Origin of the sequence: Pseudorhodobacter sp. MZDSW-24AT, from assembly GCF_002794355.1 — a bacterium.
GTDB lineage: Bacteria > Pseudomonadota > Alphaproteobacteria > Rhodobacterales > Rhodobacteraceae > Pseudotabrizicola.
The window spans coordinates 16,305-33,449 of sequence record NZ_PGOI01000012.1 but is presented as its reverse complement, the minus strand read 5'-3'; the positions used below and the strand labels follow the sequence as shown (position 1 = coordinate 33,449).

Here is a 17,145-nt window from a genome sequence, read left to right as displayed (position 1 = left end):
TCGTGTTCAGTCCAGCTTAGCCAGCACATCGGCCAGCGTGCCGATCAACGTGTCGATCTGGGCCTTGCTGATCATCAAAGGCGGCGACATGGCGATGATGTCTCCGGTGGTGCGGATCAGGATGTTCTTGTCATAGGCGGCAAGAAACGCGCTGAACGCCCGTTTTGTGGGCTCTCCTGCGATGGGGTCCAGTTCCACTGCGCCGATCAAACCCATGTTGCGCACGTCGATCACATGACGCGAATCGCGCAGGCTGTGCAGTGCCTCTTGCCAGTAGGGCGCGATCTCGGCGGCGCGTTCAAACAGCGCCTCTTCCTTATAGGTTTCCAGCGTGGCGATCCCGGCGGCACTGGCGATGGGGTTGCCGGAATAGGTGTAGCCGTGGAAGAGCTCGATCATATGTTCGGGGCCGTCCATGAAGGCATCATGCACCTCGGGCGTGGTCAGCACGGCGCCCATCGGAATGACGCCATTGGTCAGCCCCTTGGCGGTGGTCATCATGTCGGGCAGCACGTCGAAATACTGCGCCGCAAAAGGCGCGCCCAGACGGCCAAAGCCGGTAATCACCTCATCGAAAATCAGCAAGATGCCGTGCTTCTTGGTGATCGCGCGCAGCTTTTCCAGATAGCCCTTGGGCGGCAGGATCACGCCAGTGGACCCGGCCACCGGCTCGACAATGACTGCCGCGATGGTTTCGGCCCCGTGCAGCGCCACCAGCCGCTCCAGATCGTCGGCCAGCCATGCGCCGTGTTCCGGCTGCCCTTTGCTCCACCGGTTTTCTTGCGGCAAATGCGTGTGAGGAAGATGGTCTACCCCACTGAGAAGGCTGCCGAAATGCCGCCGGTTGTTGACGATGCCGCCGACCGAGATGCCGCCAAAGTTCACCCCGTGATAGCCACGTTCGCGCCCGATCAGCCGCGTGCGGCTGGCCTGACCCTTGGCACGGTGGTAGGCAATCGCCAATTTCAACGCCGTTTCAACGCTTTCGGAGCCAGAGTTCGTGTAAAAGACATGCTCGATGCCTTTGGGCGCAATCTCGATGATGCGGTTTGCCAGCTCGAAGGCGACCGGATGCCCCATCTGAAACGCGGGCGCGTAATCCAGTTCGGCCGCCTGCTTTTGGATCGCCTCGGTGATCTTCGGACGGCAATGGCCAGCGTTGCAGCACCACAGGCCTGCCGTGCCATCCAGAACCTGCCGGCCATCGCTGGTGGTGTAATGCATGTCCTTGGCCGCCACGAACATCCGCGGGTTCTTCTTGAACTGGCGATTGGCGGTAAAGGGCATCCAGAAGGCGTTCAGGTCATTGGGAGCTTTGCGGTCCAGCGCCATGGCATCAGGTTCCTGTTGGGGCGGCCTTGCGGCACGCGAAGGGGTTTTGACCAAATGGTCAGATCTTGCTATCACTGCGGCAATGCCAGTCAAGTGCCGGCTGGATCGCTGTGATCCTAGCACAGCCAGCTCAAGCTCTGCCAATTGCAAGATGCCGCAATCTGCGCCACGCTGTGCTTCCGACCGCAGGAATGACGATACAATGCCAAGACCCATGACCCGCATCCAGATTAGGAATTCGGAAACCATTCTGGAGGCAGCGCTGGATGTTTTCTCTGCCCACGGGTTTCGCGGGGCCACGTTGGATCAGATTGCCGAGGTGGCGGGCCTGTCAAAACCCAATCTGCTTTATTACTTTCCTTCAAAAGAGGCGATCCACCGCACCTTGCTCACCCGTTTGTTGTCCACTTGGCTGGATCCGCTGCGCGATATGGATGCGGCGGGGGATCCTGTGGCTGAGGTGATGGGATATATGCGGCGAAAGCTGGAGTTGAGCCGGGATTACCCGCGCGAAAGCCGCCTGTTCGCCATCGAGATTCTGCAAGGTGCGCCGCGCATGCGTGAGGCAATCGAAGGCGAGTTGACCGCGCTGGTGGCCGAAAAGGCGAAGGTGTTGCAGCACTGGATGGATGAAGGGCGTATCGCACGGTTGGACCCGGTGCATCTGGTGTTTTCCATCTGGGCACTGACGCAACATTACGCCGATTTTGACGTGCAAGTGCGCGCGGTTCTGGGCAGTGGGCATGACCCTTACGCAGAGGCGGGGGCCTTTCTTGAAACGCTTTATGCGCGCTTGCTGGCGCCCTGATCCGTTGACATTTTCTTGTAAAATTCACAGGGCTCTGTAAAGCTGCTGCATCGCCATCAGGTGACAGCCATGCCAAACAGCGTCAACACCACGCCCGCCAGTCTGACGGGCAGCCTGATCCGAGAGCGGAGGTTGGCTCTGGGGCTGCGGCAGGGCGACGTGGCTCAGGCCGTGGGGATTTCGGCCAGCTATCTGAACTTGATCGAGCACAACCGTCGCAAGGTGGGGGCGGATGTCCTCGCGCGGCTGGCGGATGCCTTGGGCACCGAGGCTGCCACCTTGGCCGAAGGGGCGGGCGGCGCGCTGATCGACGATCTGCGCGCCGCCGCCGCTGCTGCCCCGGGTGCGCAGCCCGAACTTGACCGGATCGAGGATTTCGCCGGGCGCTTTCCGGGGTGGGCGGCAGTTCTGGCCGCACAGCTCCATCGGGCGGCGCAACTGGAACGCACCGTGGGGGCGCTCAATGACCGGCTGACCCATGACCCGCACTTGTCCGCGTCATTGCATGAGGTGCTGTCGGCGCTTGCTTCGGTGCGCTCCACCGCGGCCATTTTGGCGGATACGGAAGACATCGAGCCACACTGGCGTGAGCGCTTTCACCGAAATCTCCATGAGGACAGCGAGCGGCTGGCGGCAGGGGCCGAGGCTTTGGTGGCCTATCTTGATGGATCCGATAGCGCGGTGGATACCGGGCTCGCCGCGCCGCAGGAAGAGGTAGAAAGCTGGTTGGCGGCACGCGGCTGGCATTTGGCAGAACTGGAGCAACCCGCTGGGTTCGAGCGGCTTGATGCCGAGGTGGCGGGGTTGGCTTCGGCGGCGGCCCGTGCCTTGGCAAGCGACTTCTTGCGGCAGGCTGTCCGTGACGCGCGCGCCTTGCCGGACACCGCCTTGCGCGCCGCCTTGGCGCAGGGGCACGATGACCCATGGCTTCTGGCGCAACAGTCCGGGCTATCGGTTCTTGCGGTGATGCGGCGCATCGCGCTGCTGCCGGGATCGGCGGCGGGGCTGGTGATTTGCGATGCCTCCGGCACCTTGCTGTTTCGCAAGCCCGTTGACGGCTTCGCCTTGCCACGTTTCGGCGCGGCTTGTCCCTTGTGGCCGCTGTTTTCCGCCTTGGCACGCCCGATGACCCCGATCATCGCCATGGTCGAGCCGGCGGGGCGCGCCGCCCGCCGGTTCCGGACCTTGTCGATCTGCGAGACGCGACTGCCTCAGGGATTCGGCGGCAGCGCCTTGCGTGAGGCCGCCATGCTCATCTGGCCTGATGAGGGGGGCCAGACCAGCTTGCCCGCCTTGGCCTTGGGAAGTTCGTGCCGGATTTGCCCCCGCGCGGCCTGCCCGGCCCGACGGGAGCCATCCATCTTGGCCGAGGCCGGGCTGCAATAGAGCTTTGACATAAGGCGGCAGAGGCCGGATAGTCAGCGCGAGGCCGGTGTAAACCGGAGGGGGGAACCAAGACGTATGACGGCGCGTGTGCTGCTCATCGAGGATGAGCCGAACATCAGCGAGGCTATTCGCTTTATCTTGTCGCGCGATGGCTGCGACGTGATGACGCTTGCCGATGGTCAAGGCGCCATCGCCACCGTACGCGCCGAGCGGCCGGATCTGGTGATCCTTGATCTGATGCTTCCGGGCCTGAGCGGGCTGGAGATATTGGCGCAGTTGCGTGCAGATCCGGTGACCCAGACAGTGCCGGTGATGATGTTGACCGCCAAAGGGCAAGGCCGTGACAGGGAGGCCGCCGAGCGTGCCGGGGCCAACCATTTCATGACCAAGCCATTCTCGAATGATGACATGCGTGCTGCGGTCCGCGCCCTGACGCGGGAATGAGCCGATGGCGCGTGGCCCACGTCCCCCACCGCTGTTTTTGCGCCCTGCCAGCTATCGGCAGCGCCGCCGCCGAGACGCCGCACGTCTTTTGCCGGTTGTGGGGATCTTCCTGACAATGTTGCCTGTGCTTTGGGCGCCGCAAGATACGTTTTCGCGGGATACGGCGCCCGACGGCATTTATCTTTTTGTTGCATGGGCCGTGCTGATCGGTTTGGCGATGCTGATCTCGCGCAGCCTGAGTGCCCCAGACGATGACGATGACGCCGCCGCCGGCAGCGATCAGGATTTTGGACGCTAGGAGGACACCGTCGTGCCCTTCAACATTCTGGTTCTGTCCTGTCTGGCCTATGTGATCTTTCTGTTTCTGGTGGCTTGGGCGGCTGAACGGCGCGCGGACCGGGGCCGTCTTGGCTGGCTACAATCCCCGCTGATCTACACGCTTTCCTTGTCAATCTATTGCACGGCTTGGACCTTTTACGGCGCGGTCGGGTATGCCGCGCGCTCTGGGCTTGAGTATCTGACCATCTACCTTGGACCAACGATCGTGTTCATCGGGTGGTGGTGGATCTTGCGCAAGCTGGTGCGCATCGGGCGGCAACAACGTGTCACGTCGATTGCCGACCTGATCTCCAGCCGATTTGGCAAGTCAAACCTCTTGGGGGTGATCGTCACCATTATCGCCGTGGTGGCCGCGACGCCCTATATCGCCTTGCAGCTTCAGTCGGTGACCCTGTCATTCAGCGTTTTCGCCAGTCCGACGGATGAGGGGTTCGCGCCTCCGGGCACAGAGGCGACCGCCATCTGGGTGGCCGGAGGGTTGGCGCTTTTCACCATTCTGTTTGGCACCCGCAATCTGGATGCGAAAGAGCAGCATCATGGCATTGTCACCGCCATCGCGGTGGAAGCGGTCGTCAAGTTGATCGCGCTCATCGCGGTTGGCATCTTTGTGGTCTGGTTCATGGCCGATGGACCAGCCGACATGATTGCGCGGATTGATACTTCTGATATTGCCGACTGGAACCTGCAGCCCGGCCGCTGGGCAGGCCTGCTTTTCGCTGCCGGGGCCGCTGTGATCTGCCTGCCGCGCATGTTTCAGGTGATGGTGGTGGAAAATGCCGATGAACGCCATCTCGCCACCGCGTCTTGGGCTTTTCCTTTGTATCTTTTCGCCATGAGCCTGTTCATTGTCCCCATTGCGGTCATGGGGTTGGAGCGCTTGCCGTCGAGCGCCAACCCGGACATGTTCGTGCTGACCTTGCCTTTGGCCGAAGGGCAAGGAGCGCTTGCGATGTTGGCCTTTTTGGGCGGGTTTTCTTCGGCAACCTCTATGGTGATCGTCGAATCGATCGCCTTGGCTACGATGGTGTCGAACCATGTGGTCATGCCCATCTGGTTGCGTCTGCGTCCGTCGCGTGCGGTGTCGGGGGATGTGCGGCGCTTGGTGCTGCTGTCGCGGCGCGTCTCCATCGGTGTGGTTCTGGCACTCGGCTACGCTTACTACCGGATGTCAGGGGGCTCGACCGCCCTTGCCGCCATCGGTTTGATTGCCTTTGCCGGTGTCGCACAGATCCTGCCGGCCATGGTTTTCGGCATCTTCTGGCGCGGCGCCACCCGGATCGGGGCCGCGTCGGGCATGACGGTGGGCTTCATCGTCTGGGCCTATACCTTGTTCTTGCCTTCCTTCGGGCCGGATGCCGTGATCCCGGCGATGGTGTTTGCGGACGGGCCTTTTGGCATTTCTTGGCTGCGTCCGCGCGCCCTGTTTGGCGTCGCAACCATGGACCCGCTTTTGCACGCGCTGTTTTGGTCGATGGTGTTGAACACGGCCGCTTTTCTGATCGGCTCGCTGCTCACCTTTCCGGGCCCTGTGGAGCGCATGCAGGGCGCAGCCTTTGTGCGGGTGTTCGACACCACATCGGGCAGTCCGCGGGGGTGGGAGCGGGGTTTGGCCGAGCCCGAAGATCTTCTGGTGATGTCACAGCGGATCATGGGCGACGACGATGCGCTGACGTTCTTTGAGACAGAGGCGAAGAAGCAGGGCAAAGCGGGTTATCTGCCGGATCCCACGCCAGACTTCATGGCCCGGCTTGAACGACGTCTGGCTGGCTCGGTCGGGGCGGCGACGGCTCATGCCATGATGAGTCAGCTGGCCGGGCGCGCCACGGTGACGGTCGAGGATCTGATGGCCGTCGCCAGTGAGTCCGCCCAGATCATGGAGTACTCGGCCCGGCTTGAAAGCCAGCAGGAAGAGTTGACACGCACGGCCCGCGCCCTGCGCGAGGCGAATGAAAAGCTCACGCAGCTTTCGATCCAGAAAGATGCCTTCTTGTCGCAGATCAGCCATGAGCTGCGCACCCCGATGACCTCGATCCGCGCGTTTTCCGAGATCTTGACGGAAGGTGAGCTTCCACCGGAACTGGTGACGAATTACGGTCGCATCATTCATGACGAAGCCAAGCGCCTAACGCGGCTTCTTGATGACCTGCTGGATCTTTCGGTGCTTGAAAACGGCAGCGTGCAACTTAATCTGGGGCTGGCCAACCTCAGCCAGATGATTGACCGGGCCTTGGCAAGTGCAAGCCATACCAAGCCAGAGCGCAGCTTCATCATTCACCGCGACCTGCCGATGGAGAATATCTTCATCCGCACCGATGCGGACAGATTGGTGCAGGTGTTCATCAACCTGATCTCGAATGCACGCAAGTATTGCGACTCTGAGACACCGGAATTGCGCATCTCGGTGCGGCAACGCGGAGGGCGCGTTGCGGTGGATTTTATAGACAATGGCTCGGGCATTCCCAAGAAAAGTCAGGCGCTGATCTTCGAGAAATTTGCGCGGCTGACGGATCAGACCCGCGCGGGCGGTGCCGGGCTTGGGTTGGCCATCTGCCGCGAGGTGATGGCCAATCTTGGGGGCACCATCACCTATCTGCCGGGGCAAGGCGGCGCCGCGTTCCGCGTTGCCATACCCCTGCGGCTAGAGCGCAAAGCAGCCTGAAACGCGAAAGGCGCGTGTTCTTGTCAATGCTTTGGTAATGTCGCTGCGGGACACTGCCCAAAAGCAAGCAAGGACAGGATTGCCGTGCCGGGTGAGGTGTTGCGTAAAAAGCTGCAATCCACGCAGCCGCTTTCTGGCGATGCCGGCATTGGGGCAGAGCGTGCGTGGAGGCTGGCCTTTGCGCGGGCGGCGCGCGACATGATGCAATTGCCGGTCGACTTTATCAGCCTGTCCATGGCGCGTCTCTCCTTGCCTGAACTGCTCGACATGCCGCCGGAACATGCCCTGATCTTGATGTTAGAAGGCCCCGAAGACAGCCTTGGCCTGCTGATTCTTTCCCCGCCCTTGGTTTCGGCCATGGTCGAAATCCTGACCATTGGCAAATGCGGCACCCAAGCACCAGAACCGCGCAAACCCACCCGCACTGATGCCGCCATGTTGTCGCCTTTGGCAGATCTTGCCCTGTCCTATCTGGAAGACGCCCTGGCTGGCTTGCCTGATCTGATCTGGGTCGGGGGCTTTCGCTTTGCGTCCTTTATCGAAGAGGCGCGGCCTCTGGGTCTTTTGCTGGAGGATATCAGTTACCGCGCGCTGACGGCGCGATTGTCGCTGGCTCAAGGCGCCCGCACAGGCGACATGGTGCTTGTGCTTCCGGCCGATGGGCAAGGGCATCAGGCGCATGTGACGCCACAGCCCGCTGCTGATGGCGCACCGCTTCCGGATTTTGCCTCTGCGCTCGCCGAAAACGTCGAAGGGGCCTGCTGCCCGCTGGATGCGGTGCTGACGCGGCTGTCCTTACCCTTGTCCGCCGTCCTGCGTTTGTCGGTCGATATGATTTTGCCCTTGCCGAATGCCGCCTTGGACCTGATCCGTTGTGAAGGCCTGGACCGGCGCGCGGTGGGTGAAGGCCGTCTGGGACAGCATCGGGGTATGCGCGCCTTGCGCCTGACCTCAGGCGGATACCAGGCGGCCAGTGCGCCACCGCCGAAGCTGCACAGCGCGCCACAGGCTTTGCACGGCGCAGATGCCTTTGCAGAAGACATCTCAAAGACAGCGGTTCAGATGCCAGCGGCGCAAGAGATTGACTTTATGCAGTTTTCGGCCACCGGCACAGGTTAGGCAAACCCAATCAACGATTGGACAACGCCTCCAGTTGCGGGCGCAGCCCTTCCAGGTTGTAGCCATGACGTGCCGCCGTTCCGATGAGGTCATCGGCCGGAACATCGGCTGCTTTTGCCAAGGCCCAACAGATCGAAGACCGATTGCCGCTTGCGCAATAGGCCAGAACCGGCCCCGAAGAGGAGGAGATTGCCTCGGCCTGTGCGGTGACATTGCTCATCGTGAGGGCGCCGCCAATCACGGGGTTGGCGACGAACTCCAACCCGGCCGCCTCTGCTGCCGCTTTCATGACAGATGTCTGATGCGACGGGGGAATTTCTGCATCGGGGCGATTGTTGATCACCCGTGTATATCCTGCGGCCTTGATGGCGGCAAAATCCTCGGGGTCGATCTGGGGCGCAACAGCATAGTCGGGGGTCAGGGCGCGGATATCCATCCGATGTCTCCTCAGGTCAGGGCGCGGCGCAGCGCGGGCGTCGCAACCATAGCGGCCAGCATCGCAACAAGGAAGACCACTCCGCTGATCCCGTTCAGGAAAGCGGCGGCCAAGGCCGGGCCGGGGCAGAGCCCGACCAGCCCCCAACCCGCTCCGAACAAAAGCGAGCCAAGGATCAGGTTGCGATCCAGCTTTTGTGCAGGCTTTGGCGGGATCGGCGTGCCCAGCAAGGCAGTCTTGCGCCGTTCGGCCATCCGCCATGCAAAGACCATCGGAACGATCGCTCCCCCCATCACGAAGGCGAGGGTTGGGTCCCACCGCCCGAACACATCGAGAAACCCTTGGACTTTCGCAGTATCCACCATGCCAGACACCAAAAGCCCGGCTCCAAAGAGGGCGCCTGACAGCGCCGCCGCAAACAGACGCGCCATATCAAATGGCTCCCATCAGATAACGAAATGCCGCCACAGTGAGTCCTCCCGCAAGCAGGTAAACCAACGTGGCTGCGATGCCGCGCCAAGACAGGCGCGAAATGCCGCAGACCCCGTGGCCAGATGTGCACCCATTTGCAAGCCGGGTGCCAAAACCGACCAACAGGCCTGCGGCGACCAGAAGCCAGAGGTTGTCGGTCAAATGCGTGTCAATTTCATCGACAAGCCCAGCCAAAAGTGGCGGAACCAGCACCAGACCTGCCAGAAACGCCACTCTCTCCGCCCAATTGCCTCGTCCCGACCCGTCTGCCAAGCCACCGATGATACCGGAGGCTCCCATGATCCGACCGTTGAGCAAAAGGAAAAGCGCGCCCGCGCCTCCAATCATGAGGCCGCCGATCAGGCCCCAGATCCAGTCTTGTTGCAGCATGATGACTTTCCATTTGGGACAAAGGGGCAAGGCGGACTAGAGGCCGTTAATCGGGACTTTCAGATAGGTTTTGCCGTTGTCTTCAGGCTCGGGCATTTGCCCTGCGCGCATGTTGACCTGCAGCGACGGGATGATCAGACGCGGCATTCCCAAGGTGGCGTCACGACTTTGGCGCATGGCAACAAAATCCTCGCGGCTTTTTCCCGCGCCAACGTGGATGTTCAGCGCCTTCTGCGCCCCCACCGTGGTTTCCCACGCAAACTCTTCTCGTCCCGGGGCCTTGTAGTCATGGCCCACGAAAATCCGCGTTTCGTCCGGCAGCGCCATGATCTTTTGCACCGAGTCGAACAGCGTTTCCGCCGAACCGCCCGGAAAGTCGCAGCGGGCCGTTCCGAAATCGGGCATGAACAGTGTGTCTCCGACAAAGGCAGCGTCTTCAATCACATAGGTGAGGCACGCAGGTGTGTGGCCGGGCGTGTGAAGGACTTCGCCGCGCATCTGGCCGATATGGAAAGAGTCGCCCTCGCGGAACAGCCGATCAAACTGCGACCCGTCGCGCTGGAAGCGCGTGCCTTCGTTGAAGATCTTGCCGAAGGTGTTCTGCACCACGGTTATCTGGTCGCCAATGCCGATCTTTCCGCCCAAGCGCTCTTGGATATAGGGTGCGGCGGAAAGGTGGTCGGCGTGGACATGCGTTTCCAAGATCCATTGCAGGTCAAGGCCATGCTCTTGGATATAAGAGATCACACGGTCCGCCGAGCGGGTGTCTGTCCGCCCTGAGGCATAGTCGAAATCCAGCACCGAATCGATCACGGCGCAGGCTTTTCCGTGGGGCTCAACCACCACATAGGTGATCGTATTGGTCGCTTCGTCGAAAAATCCCTGAACAGTGGCGGTCATTGTCATCTCCGTTGGCTGTCTGGCGCTGATATAGGCAAGCGCTAAACACATTGCAAGATTTGAATGTATTGTCCTGCAGATCTATCGAGTCTTTGACATGCATCAAGGCGGAGCTCGCGGGACTGCCCGACACTGGAGAAAACCTTGGGAGGCATCATGGGCAAGACTTTGGCAGACCGCAAAGCGCATCTTATCGATCGGCGCACAAAGCTCGCAGACCGTATGGCGGCGATCGAAAGTGAACTCGACAGCCACCAGAACCGGGACTGGGAAGATTTGGCGACTGAACGCGAAGGTGATGAGGTTCTGGAAAGCATAGGCCTTTCTGCTCAGGCCGAAACGCGGATGATCGATGCCGCGCTCGCACGTCTCGAGGCGGGGAGCTATGGGCTTTGCGTCCGCTGCGGAGACGAGATTGGCGAAGCCCGCCTGGATGTGCTGCCCTTTACGCCCCTCTGCCGCAGCTGTGCGGCGAAAGCGTAAGAGGGGGCATCCATGGGAGTCGAGCGAACTGTGCGCAGGACGGCACATCTGGCAGGCGATGGTGCCGAGGGCACCGTCGCGCCGAACACGTCTCCGCTTTCCCCCTTGCTGTGCGAGATGCATGCCTTGTGGCATCTTTTGCCGGGCTTGGCAGATCGGACAGCGGGGGCTCATGCTGCGTGGGACGCTGAGGGTGACACCGAGTTAGACAATATGCCGGTTTGATCGGACTGCTTGCCCGGCAAGCCGCGCCTCCGTTGCGGGCGCATCGCGGCTTGACCGCGCGTCCCCTTGCGCTGCACTGTGCAACGGCGTGCGCAAAACAAGGACATGACAGTGACAAACGGCATCAATGTGACCCACACGGACGCATTCGCCGAGATTGTCGTGTCACGGCCTGTGGAGGGTGAGTGGATGGGCGTTATGCAGCGCAGCGCCTTGGTGGATGCGCTGTCTGGGCTGGATCGCGAAACCGCTTTTGTTCTGCTCCGTTCTGCGGACAGGCACTGGGCGCGTTACCCTGATGGCGGTCCCGACCTTCCCGGCGAAGACGATGCAGCGACCCCGACATTGGCTGACCTGTGTCTGGCGATCGACGCCTCGCCTGTCCCCGTCTGTATCTTGCTCGAAGGGCTGGTGTGCGGTGTAGGCGCAGAGCTTGCCATCGCGGCGCAGGCAAGGGTTGCAACACCTGCCGCGCGGATCGTTTTCTCGGCGGCACGCTTGGGCCGGATCAGCGGTGCTGGAAGCACGCAGCGCCTTCCGCTTGCGGTTGGCGCTGAACAGGCGTTGCGTCTGCTGATCGACGCGCGCCCGGTGCCAGCGCCCGAGGCTTTGGCCATAGGTCTTGTCGATCAGGTGGTCGAAGGTGAAACAGCGGCCGATTGCGTGGCCGCGGCGAGAGCATGGGCCCAGAGACATGCTCTGCGTTCCCCCCGCGAGAGGGGGGGACAGGATGGCCGCAGCTTCTTGCGCGCCGTCAAGGCTGTGCGCGCGACTGCATCCGAAGGAAGCCTTGCCATGGCCTTGGCGGATTGTGCTGAAGCGGCGCTTTTGCTGCCACTTGCACAGGGACTGGCCTTTGAGGCAACCCTTGCCGCCGAGCGTGACAGCTTGCCTCAGACCGGGGCCTTGGCGCATCTGATCCGCGCCGAGCGCAGCGCCGCGCAGATGCCTGAGGCCTTGCAGGGGGTGACGCCGGAGCCTGTGACCTGCCCGACATGGGTGGGCGCCTCCCCTCAGGGCACGGCCTTGGCTCTGATGGCTTTGGTGCGCGGGATGTCGGTCCAGATCTGGGAACCAGATCGCGCACGGCTGGTGGCCTTGTTGCAAAGCATTGCTGCCCGACAAGAGGCCGCCGTGCAATCTGGTGCGCTGACCGCAGCAAAGAGGGATGCCGATTGGTCGCGCTTGCGGACCTTTTCCGATGCCACAGCGCTGGAGGGGGCGGATCTGGTGCTGGTGGCTGCAGAGACGCCGCTTCCACCCGTCAGAGCACAGGTGCCCTTGCTGGTGATGGGGCGCGGCGAATTGCCTGCCGGTGCGTTTCGTCTGACGATTTCGGGCCGGGTGGCCGAACTTGGTCTGCCGCAGCCTTGGTCGGCAGCGGCGGCGGCCCAAAGCCTCGCGTTTTTGCGCCGCCTTGGGCAGATCGTGATACTGACTGCGCAGCCGTCTGGTCCGGGGATCGCGTCAAGACTGGCCGGGGCAGGGGGCGCGGCCTTGCGCGCGATGCATGCGTCGGGCGTGCGCGATGAGGCCATTCTGGCCGCCTTGACCGACTTTGGGGTTGCATCTCCCCGTTTGCCAAAAACCGACTCTCGCCCGGAACCGCGCGACATGGCGCCGGAGGAAATCACGCGGCGCTGGTTGGCTGCTCTGGCAAACGAAGGCACGCGCTTGCTGGCCGAGGGCGTTGCCCAGTCTGCCGCCGACATCGATTTGGTTGCGATCCATGGGCTTGGATTGCCCGCAGAATGTGGCGGGCCAATGTATCAGGCAGACCAACGCGGCCTGATGATCCTTCGGCGTGATCTTCGGCTTTGGGCCGCCGAAGCAGATGTGTGGGAACCGGTGCCTGCGCTTGACAGGCTGGTGTCAGTCGGTCGGGGGTTTTCAGCGGCGATCAGCCCAGAATGACCCCAACGACCACAACGATCAGCCCGAGCGCGGAGACGGCGAGTGCGCCAAGGTTCAGCACCACAACGCGCTGAAGCTGCGCTTTGATCTGATCTTCGGGCAGGCTGGATTTGCGCGCCCGCATCGCAAGCAGAATGCACCACACCAGCGCAAGAACGCCCGTCATGGTCAAGGCAGCGCCTCCCCAGATCAGCATGTCCATCTGTCGTTTTCCTTTGGCTATGGTCCCGCGCCGCCTAGCCGAAGCCTGCCCGCTGCGCAAGCCTTGAACCCCCGAGACGCCCGCGTTAGGGATGAAGTCAAACCGCACAGCACGAGGCCATGATGAGCGACGCAATTGACAACTACTCCGTGACCGCCGACGAGCTGCGCCAGTTCATCGAGCGGGCCGAACAGCTGGCAGCTGAAAAAAAGGACATTGCCGAACAAGAAAAAGAGCTGTTCGCTGAAGCCAAGGGCCGCGGCTATGACACCAAGGTGATGCGCAAGGTGATTGCCCTGCGCAAGCGCAAGCCGGATGAGATTGCCGAAGAAGAGGCTGTGCTGGAAATGTACAAGACCGCCCTCGGCATGGCCTGACCGTCTTCAAGCAAAAAGGGGCGTTTTGCGCCCCTTTTTTGTGTCGCGGCTTTTGCGCCTTACGCCGAAAGGAAGGTCACCCCGGGCATCGCCCGGATGCGCGCCACATCGGCATGGTAATTGGCCGTCAGCGTGGTCACCATCTTTTCGGTCCATCCCGGCACGTCCAGCTCCATTTCGACTCGGTCTGGCAAGGCAAACTTGTCAAGAAACGCCGAAACGATGCGTCGCCGCTGCGCGATCGTCTGAACCGGGTGAGTTTCAAGATAGGCATTCATGCGCGCCACGCCTTCGGGCGACATGATGTGGTGCAGCAAATCATCGCTGTCTTCCAGCACGGTGCCCTCTGCATGGCCCGACACCACCCGCAGAACCTCGGGCCAGATCAGCGGAGTGTCTTCGTCACACCAAACCGTCAGTGGCACGCCGGGGTTGTTCTTCAGCACGTCCTCGACCACCTCCGACCAGTGCAGATCCTGCGGATCAATGCCGTCCATGAACTGCTCGAAACTTTTGTCGCGCTGCTTGGCAAACAGGTCTGGCAGAAAGCTCGCCGGATTGCGGATGGCCAGATGAAACTCGGCGTCGATTTCGGGGAAGATCTGCGTGAAGGCGCGGACCCGCTCTGCTGCTGCCGGATACAGCCTATCCTTCAAAACCCATTGCGGAAAGGACAGGAAATTGTCCCACGACAGCACCAATCGCTCAGCCCCGTCTTCCTCCATGATCTGCTCCAGCACCAGCGCTTGCGTGTCGCGGTTCGCGGCTTGGCCCTTGAGCGTGATGGCCGTATCCCGCAGCAATGAGCGGTAGCGGGCGGGTCCCGGGACCACGATGCCTTGAGCGCCCAGAACCTGACGGTTCTTCAGCAAACAGCGCAAAAGGCGCTCGTCATCGGTGCAATGGGCGCCAAGGTGGTAGACGATACGCATGCTGCCGGGGACCTGTGCTGTTCTTGTTGCTTGCAACTATATGGTCATTCGGGACGAATGCCACCGGGCGGCCATATAGGTGGCACAAGAAATGCGCCGAGGGATGGCTGCGCAACGCATGCGCGCGGGTCGATCTGGACAGGGCAGGGGATGGAGTGCTAGGTGAGCCCAAGATGACCAAGCAAAACACTCAAGTTCCGCGATCTTTCTCTCGGTCTGCCCTGCGCCTGCCGCGCGTCGATCTGTGGACGGCTGGGGCGATGATGATTGCGCTGGTGGTTCTGGCGCCGATGGCCTCGGTGGTGTGGATCGCTTTCCACCCGACCGAAAACATCTGGCCACATCTGATCTCGACAGTTTTGCCCCGCTATCTGGGCAATACGCTGGTTTTGATGCTGGGCGTGGCCGTGCTGACGGCGGGTGTCGGCACGGGCGCCGCATGGTTGACCACCATGTACCGTTTTCCCGGACGCAACTGGTTGGATTATGTATTGCTGTTCCCCTTGGCGATCCCTGCCTATGTCGGGGCCTATGCGCTGGTCGATGTGCTGCAATACGCCGGGCCTGTGCAAACGGGGTTACGCAGCCTGATGGGCTATGAGACGGCGCGGGACTACTGGTTCCCGCAGGTCCGATCGCGGGGCATGGCGATCATTGTGTTGTCGGCGGCACTCTATCCTTATGTCTATCTGCTGGCGCGCGCCGCGTTTCGCGAACAGTCCGCAGGCGCATATGAGGTGGCGCGGGCCTTGGGCTGCGGGCCATGGCGGCTTTTTGGCCGGGTCGGGCTGCCCTTGGCGCGGCCCGCAATCGCGACGGGCGTCGCCTTGGCGCTGATGGAGACGGTGGCCGATTACGGCACGGTTCAATACTTTGGGGTGCAGACCCTGACGACGGGGATCTTTTCAACGTGGTTGAATGGCAACAATGCCGGCGGTGCGGCCCAGATTGCGGGGGTGGTGCTGACCTTGATCTTCCTGCTGCTGGCGCTGGAGCGGACCAGTCGTCGCAATGCGCGCTTTCATCGGGTCGGGCGGGCCGCCCGCCCGGTAGAGCCTGTCACGATCACCGGCCTTGCACGGTGGGCCGCCTTTGCGCTTTGTGCGCTGCCGGTGCTGCTGGGTTTTCTGTTGCCGGTCGCCATTATGGGATGGCATGCCTTGCGCCGACCCGAGGTGTGGTTGTCGCCGGGCTTGGCGCAGGCTTTTGTCAACACCTTGGTGACGGGCGGGGCGGCCGCCGTGCTCACGGTGGGGGCGGCTTTGTTTCTTGTGTATGGTTTGCGCATGGCCCACCGCTCGGCCGCACGCTGGGTGTTGCCTGTGACCACGCTGGGATACGCCGCGCCCGGCGCCGTGCTCGCTGTCGGGATCCTGATTCCGCTCGCCGCGTTGGATCACAAACTGGCCGATGCCATCTTGGCGATCAGCGGCTGGGACCCCGGCCTGCTGTTGACTGGAACGGCAGCAGCGCTGGTGCTGGCCTATTCGGTGCGGTTTTTCGGGGTGGCGCAAGGCGCCGTCGATGCGGCCTTCGGGCGGATTTCTCCCTCCCTTCCGATGGCCGCCCGCTCGCTGGGGCGAAGCCCCGGCGGCGCTCTGCGCGCGGTGCATCTGCCCTTGATGCGGGGATCCGTGGCGACAGCGCTTTTGGTGGTGTTCGTTGATTGCGTGAAGGAACTGCCCGCCACCTTGCTCTTGCGCCCGTTCAACTACAACACGCTGGCCACTCGTGTCTTTGAACTCGCCAGTCTTGAGCGGCTGGAAGAGGCTGCGCCCGCCGCGCTGATGGTGATGGCGGTCGGATTGTTGGCCGTAGGGCTTATGGCACGCGCCAATCGCTGAGGGGCTTGCACACGCCGCCGCGCGCGGTTATTTCAATGCCATGCCTCTATAGCTCAGCTGGTAGAGCACCTGATTTGTAATCAGGGGGTCGCGGGTTCAAGTCCTGCTGGGGGCACCATTTTTCCTAACCAGATCCTCCGTCGCCTCTTTGGGGGCTGAGTATCCACGTGCGGTCTTGGGTTAGGATGGCGGCCATGGCCTGTGCGGCCGCAACTGAGGCGCCGGATGCGACTCCATTTGCCAAATCCTTGTAATGCGCTGATTTTTCAGATGAAAATTCCGTTACGCCAGCCGCTCTCCTGACCAGCGTGGCCTGCACGACACCAAATTCCACAAGCCCCGAGGTTGCGCGCAGGAACGGGTTCTGGCTGGCTTCGCACAGAATGCGATGAAACTCGAACTCCGCCAAAGCATAGGGCTCGCTCATGGCGGCCATGGCCTCGCGCTGATTCAGCCAATACTGCAGCATGCGCACCTGCTCGGCGGTCCTGCGGCTCGCGGCGAGCGTTGCTGTTTGCAATTCCACCGTTTCGCGCAGTTCCACAAAGCTTGCCAGAAAGGCAGCATCTGGCCCTGCTTCCTGAATCCAGCCCAGCACAGACCGGTCGAACAAATTCCAGCGGCTGCGGGACAGCACGCGGGTGCCAACCTTGGCGCGCGCCTCAACCAGCCCCTTGGCTTCCAGTGTTTTCAAAGCTTCCCGCAAAACCGTGCGTGACACACCGAAAGTGTCCATCATCTCGGCGTCATTGGGCAGGATCGACCCAATGGCAAAGCGCCCCGAAGCGATGCCAAGCCCGACTTCGGAAATCACATAGGAATGATAGTTCCGCGCCGTCTGCCGCCCGGAGAGCGCGCGCACCAGGCTCCCCGGTTCGCTCATG

General features: G+C 62.0%; 17 protein-coding genes and 1 tRNA gene. 10 read left to right on the top strand and 8 right to left on the bottom strand.

Annotated elements, in window-relative coordinates:
• Positions 1-6 precede the first annotated feature (6 nt).
• The gene (locus tag CUR21_RS15715; protein WP_100198022.1) at positions 7-1,332 is read right to left on the bottom strand and encodes an aspartate aminotransferase family protein; all 1,326 of its coding nucleotides are present in this window, start codon (positions 1,330-1,332) and stop codon (positions 7-9) included.
• Between the two features lie 202 nt (positions 1,333-1,534).
• On the opposite strand from CUR21_RS15715, the gene CUR21_RS15710 reads away from it, so the two are divergent.
• The 5 genes from CUR21_RS15710 (at position 1,535) to CUR21_RS15685 (ending at position 8,087) form a co-directional block, all read left to right on the top strand.
• Positions 1,535-2,140 carry a TetR family transcriptional regulator C-terminal domain-containing protein gene (locus CUR21_RS15710; protein WP_100198021.1) on the top strand — a complete coding sequence of 202 codons (606 nt, stop codon included), beginning with the start codon at positions 1,535-1,537 and terminating at the stop codon, positions 2,138-2,140.
• A 69-nt stretch (positions 2,141-2,209) separates the two neighbouring features.
• Positions 2,210-3,526 carry an XRE family transcriptional regulator gene (locus CUR21_RS15705; protein WP_100198020.1) on the top strand — a complete coding sequence of 439 codons (1,317 nt, stop codon included), beginning with the start codon at positions 2,210-2,212 and terminating at the stop codon, positions 3,524-3,526.
• A gap of 75 nt (positions 3,527-3,601) precedes the next feature.
• Positions 3,602-3,970: a response regulator transcription factor gene (locus CUR21_RS15700; RefSeq protein WP_100198019.1), complete on the top strand. Its 369-nt coding sequence runs from the start codon at positions 3,602-3,604 to the stop codon at positions 3,968-3,970.
• Between the two features lie 310 nt (positions 3,971-4,280).
• Positions 4,281-6,968, top strand: coding sequence for a sensor histidine kinase (locus CUR21_RS15690; protein ID WP_100198017.1), 2,688 nt, complete (start codon positions 4,281-4,283; stop codon positions 6,966-6,968).
• An 84-nt stretch (positions 6,969-7,052) separates the two neighbouring features.
• Positions 7,053-8,087, top strand: a complete 1,035-nt coding sequence (locus CUR21_RS15685) for a FliM/FliN family flagellar motor switch protein (RefSeq protein WP_100198016.1) — start codon at positions 7,053-7,055, stop codon at positions 8,085-8,087.
• A gap of 10 nt (positions 8,088-8,097) precedes the next feature.
• Here CUR21_RS15685 and CUR21_RS15680 read toward each other — a convergent pair whose 3' ends face one another.
• From CUR21_RS15680 to CUR21_RS15665, 4 genes are read right to left on the bottom strand one after another with little or no spacing between them, the layout of a single operon-like run.
• On the bottom strand, positions 8,098-8,523 hold the full coding sequence (locus CUR21_RS15680) for a TIGR01244 family sulfur transferase (protein WP_100198015.1): 426 nt from the start codon (positions 8,521-8,523) through the stop codon (positions 8,098-8,100).
• An 11-nt stretch (positions 8,524-8,534) separates the two neighbouring features.
• Positions 8,535-8,954 (bottom strand): DUF6691 family protein, encoded by a 420-nt coding sequence (locus CUR21_RS15675; RefSeq protein WP_100198014.1) that lies wholly within the window; start codon positions 8,952-8,954, stop codon positions 8,535-8,537.
• Between the two features lies 1 nt (position 8,955).
• Positions 8,956-9,381: a YeeE/YedE family protein gene (locus CUR21_RS15670; RefSeq protein WP_198431740.1), complete on the bottom strand. Its 426-nt coding sequence runs from the start codon at positions 9,379-9,381 to the stop codon at positions 8,956-8,958.
• Between the two features lie 39 nt (positions 9,382-9,420).
• A complete protein-coding gene (locus CUR21_RS15665) occupies positions 9,421-10,284 on the bottom strand; it encodes an MBL fold metallo-hydrolase (RefSeq protein ID WP_100198199.1) in 864 nt (287 codons plus the stop codon).
• Between the two features lie 156 nt (positions 10,285-10,440).
• Here CUR21_RS15665 and CUR21_RS15660 point away from each other — a divergent pair, with 156 nt between their 5' ends.
• Both CUR21_RS15660 and CUR21_RS15655 read left to right on the top strand, forming a co-directional pair.
• On the top strand, positions 10,441-10,767 hold the full coding sequence (locus CUR21_RS15660) for a TraR/DksA C4-type zinc finger protein (protein WP_100198012.1): 327 nt from the start codon (positions 10,441-10,443) through the stop codon (positions 10,765-10,767).
• Positions 10,768-11,103: 336 nt separating this feature from the next.
• The gene (locus tag CUR21_RS15655; protein WP_198431735.1) at positions 11,104-12,906 is read left to right on the top strand and encodes an enoyl-CoA hydratase/isomerase family protein; all 1,803 of its coding nucleotides are present in this window, start codon (positions 11,104-11,106) and stop codon (positions 12,904-12,906) included.
• Here the strand turns inward: CUR21_RS15655 and CUR21_RS15650 are convergent.
• Positions 12,893-13,108: a hypothetical protein gene (locus CUR21_RS15650; protein WP_100198010.1), complete on the bottom strand. Its 216-nt coding sequence runs from the start codon at positions 13,106-13,108 to the stop codon at positions 12,893-12,895. The two genes, CUR21_RS15655 and CUR21_RS15650, sit on opposite strands and share 14 nt — an antisense overlap.
• 122 nt (positions 13,109-13,230) lie before the next feature.
• On the opposite strand from CUR21_RS15650, the gene CUR21_RS15645 reads away from it, so the two are divergent.
• Positions 13,231-13,485, top strand: a complete 255-nt coding sequence (locus CUR21_RS15645; protein WP_100198198.1) for a DUF2312 domain-containing protein — start codon at positions 13,231-13,233, stop codon at positions 13,483-13,485.
• 59 nt (positions 13,486-13,544) lie between these two features.
• Here the strand turns inward: CUR21_RS15645 and CUR21_RS15640 are convergent, their stop codons facing one another.
• Entirely contained in the window at positions 13,545-14,417 is an 873-nt protein-coding gene (locus tag CUR21_RS15640; protein WP_100198009.1) for a hypothetical protein, read from the bottom strand.
• Between the two features lie 173 nt (positions 14,418-14,590).
• On the opposite strand from CUR21_RS15640, the gene CUR21_RS15635 reads away from it, so the two are divergent.
• Together CUR21_RS15635 and CUR21_RS15630 are read left to right on the top strand one after the other, a co-directional pair.
• Complete coding sequence (locus tag CUR21_RS15635) at positions 14,591-16,261, top strand: iron ABC transporter permease (protein WP_100198008.1); 1,671 nt, start codon at positions 14,591-14,593, stop codon at positions 16,259-16,261.
• Positions 16,262-16,303: 42 nt separating this feature from the next.
• Positions 16,304-16,379, top strand: a tRNA-Thr gene (locus CUR21_RS15630).
• A 6-nt stretch (positions 16,380-16,385) separates the two neighbouring features.
• Here CUR21_RS15630 and CUR21_RS15625 read toward each other — a convergent pair.
• Positions 16,386-17,144, bottom strand: coding sequence for a FadR/GntR family transcriptional regulator (locus CUR21_RS15625; RefSeq protein ID WP_100198007.1), 759 nt, complete (start codon positions 17,142-17,144; stop codon positions 16,386-16,388).
• Position 17,145 lies beyond the last annotated feature (1 nt).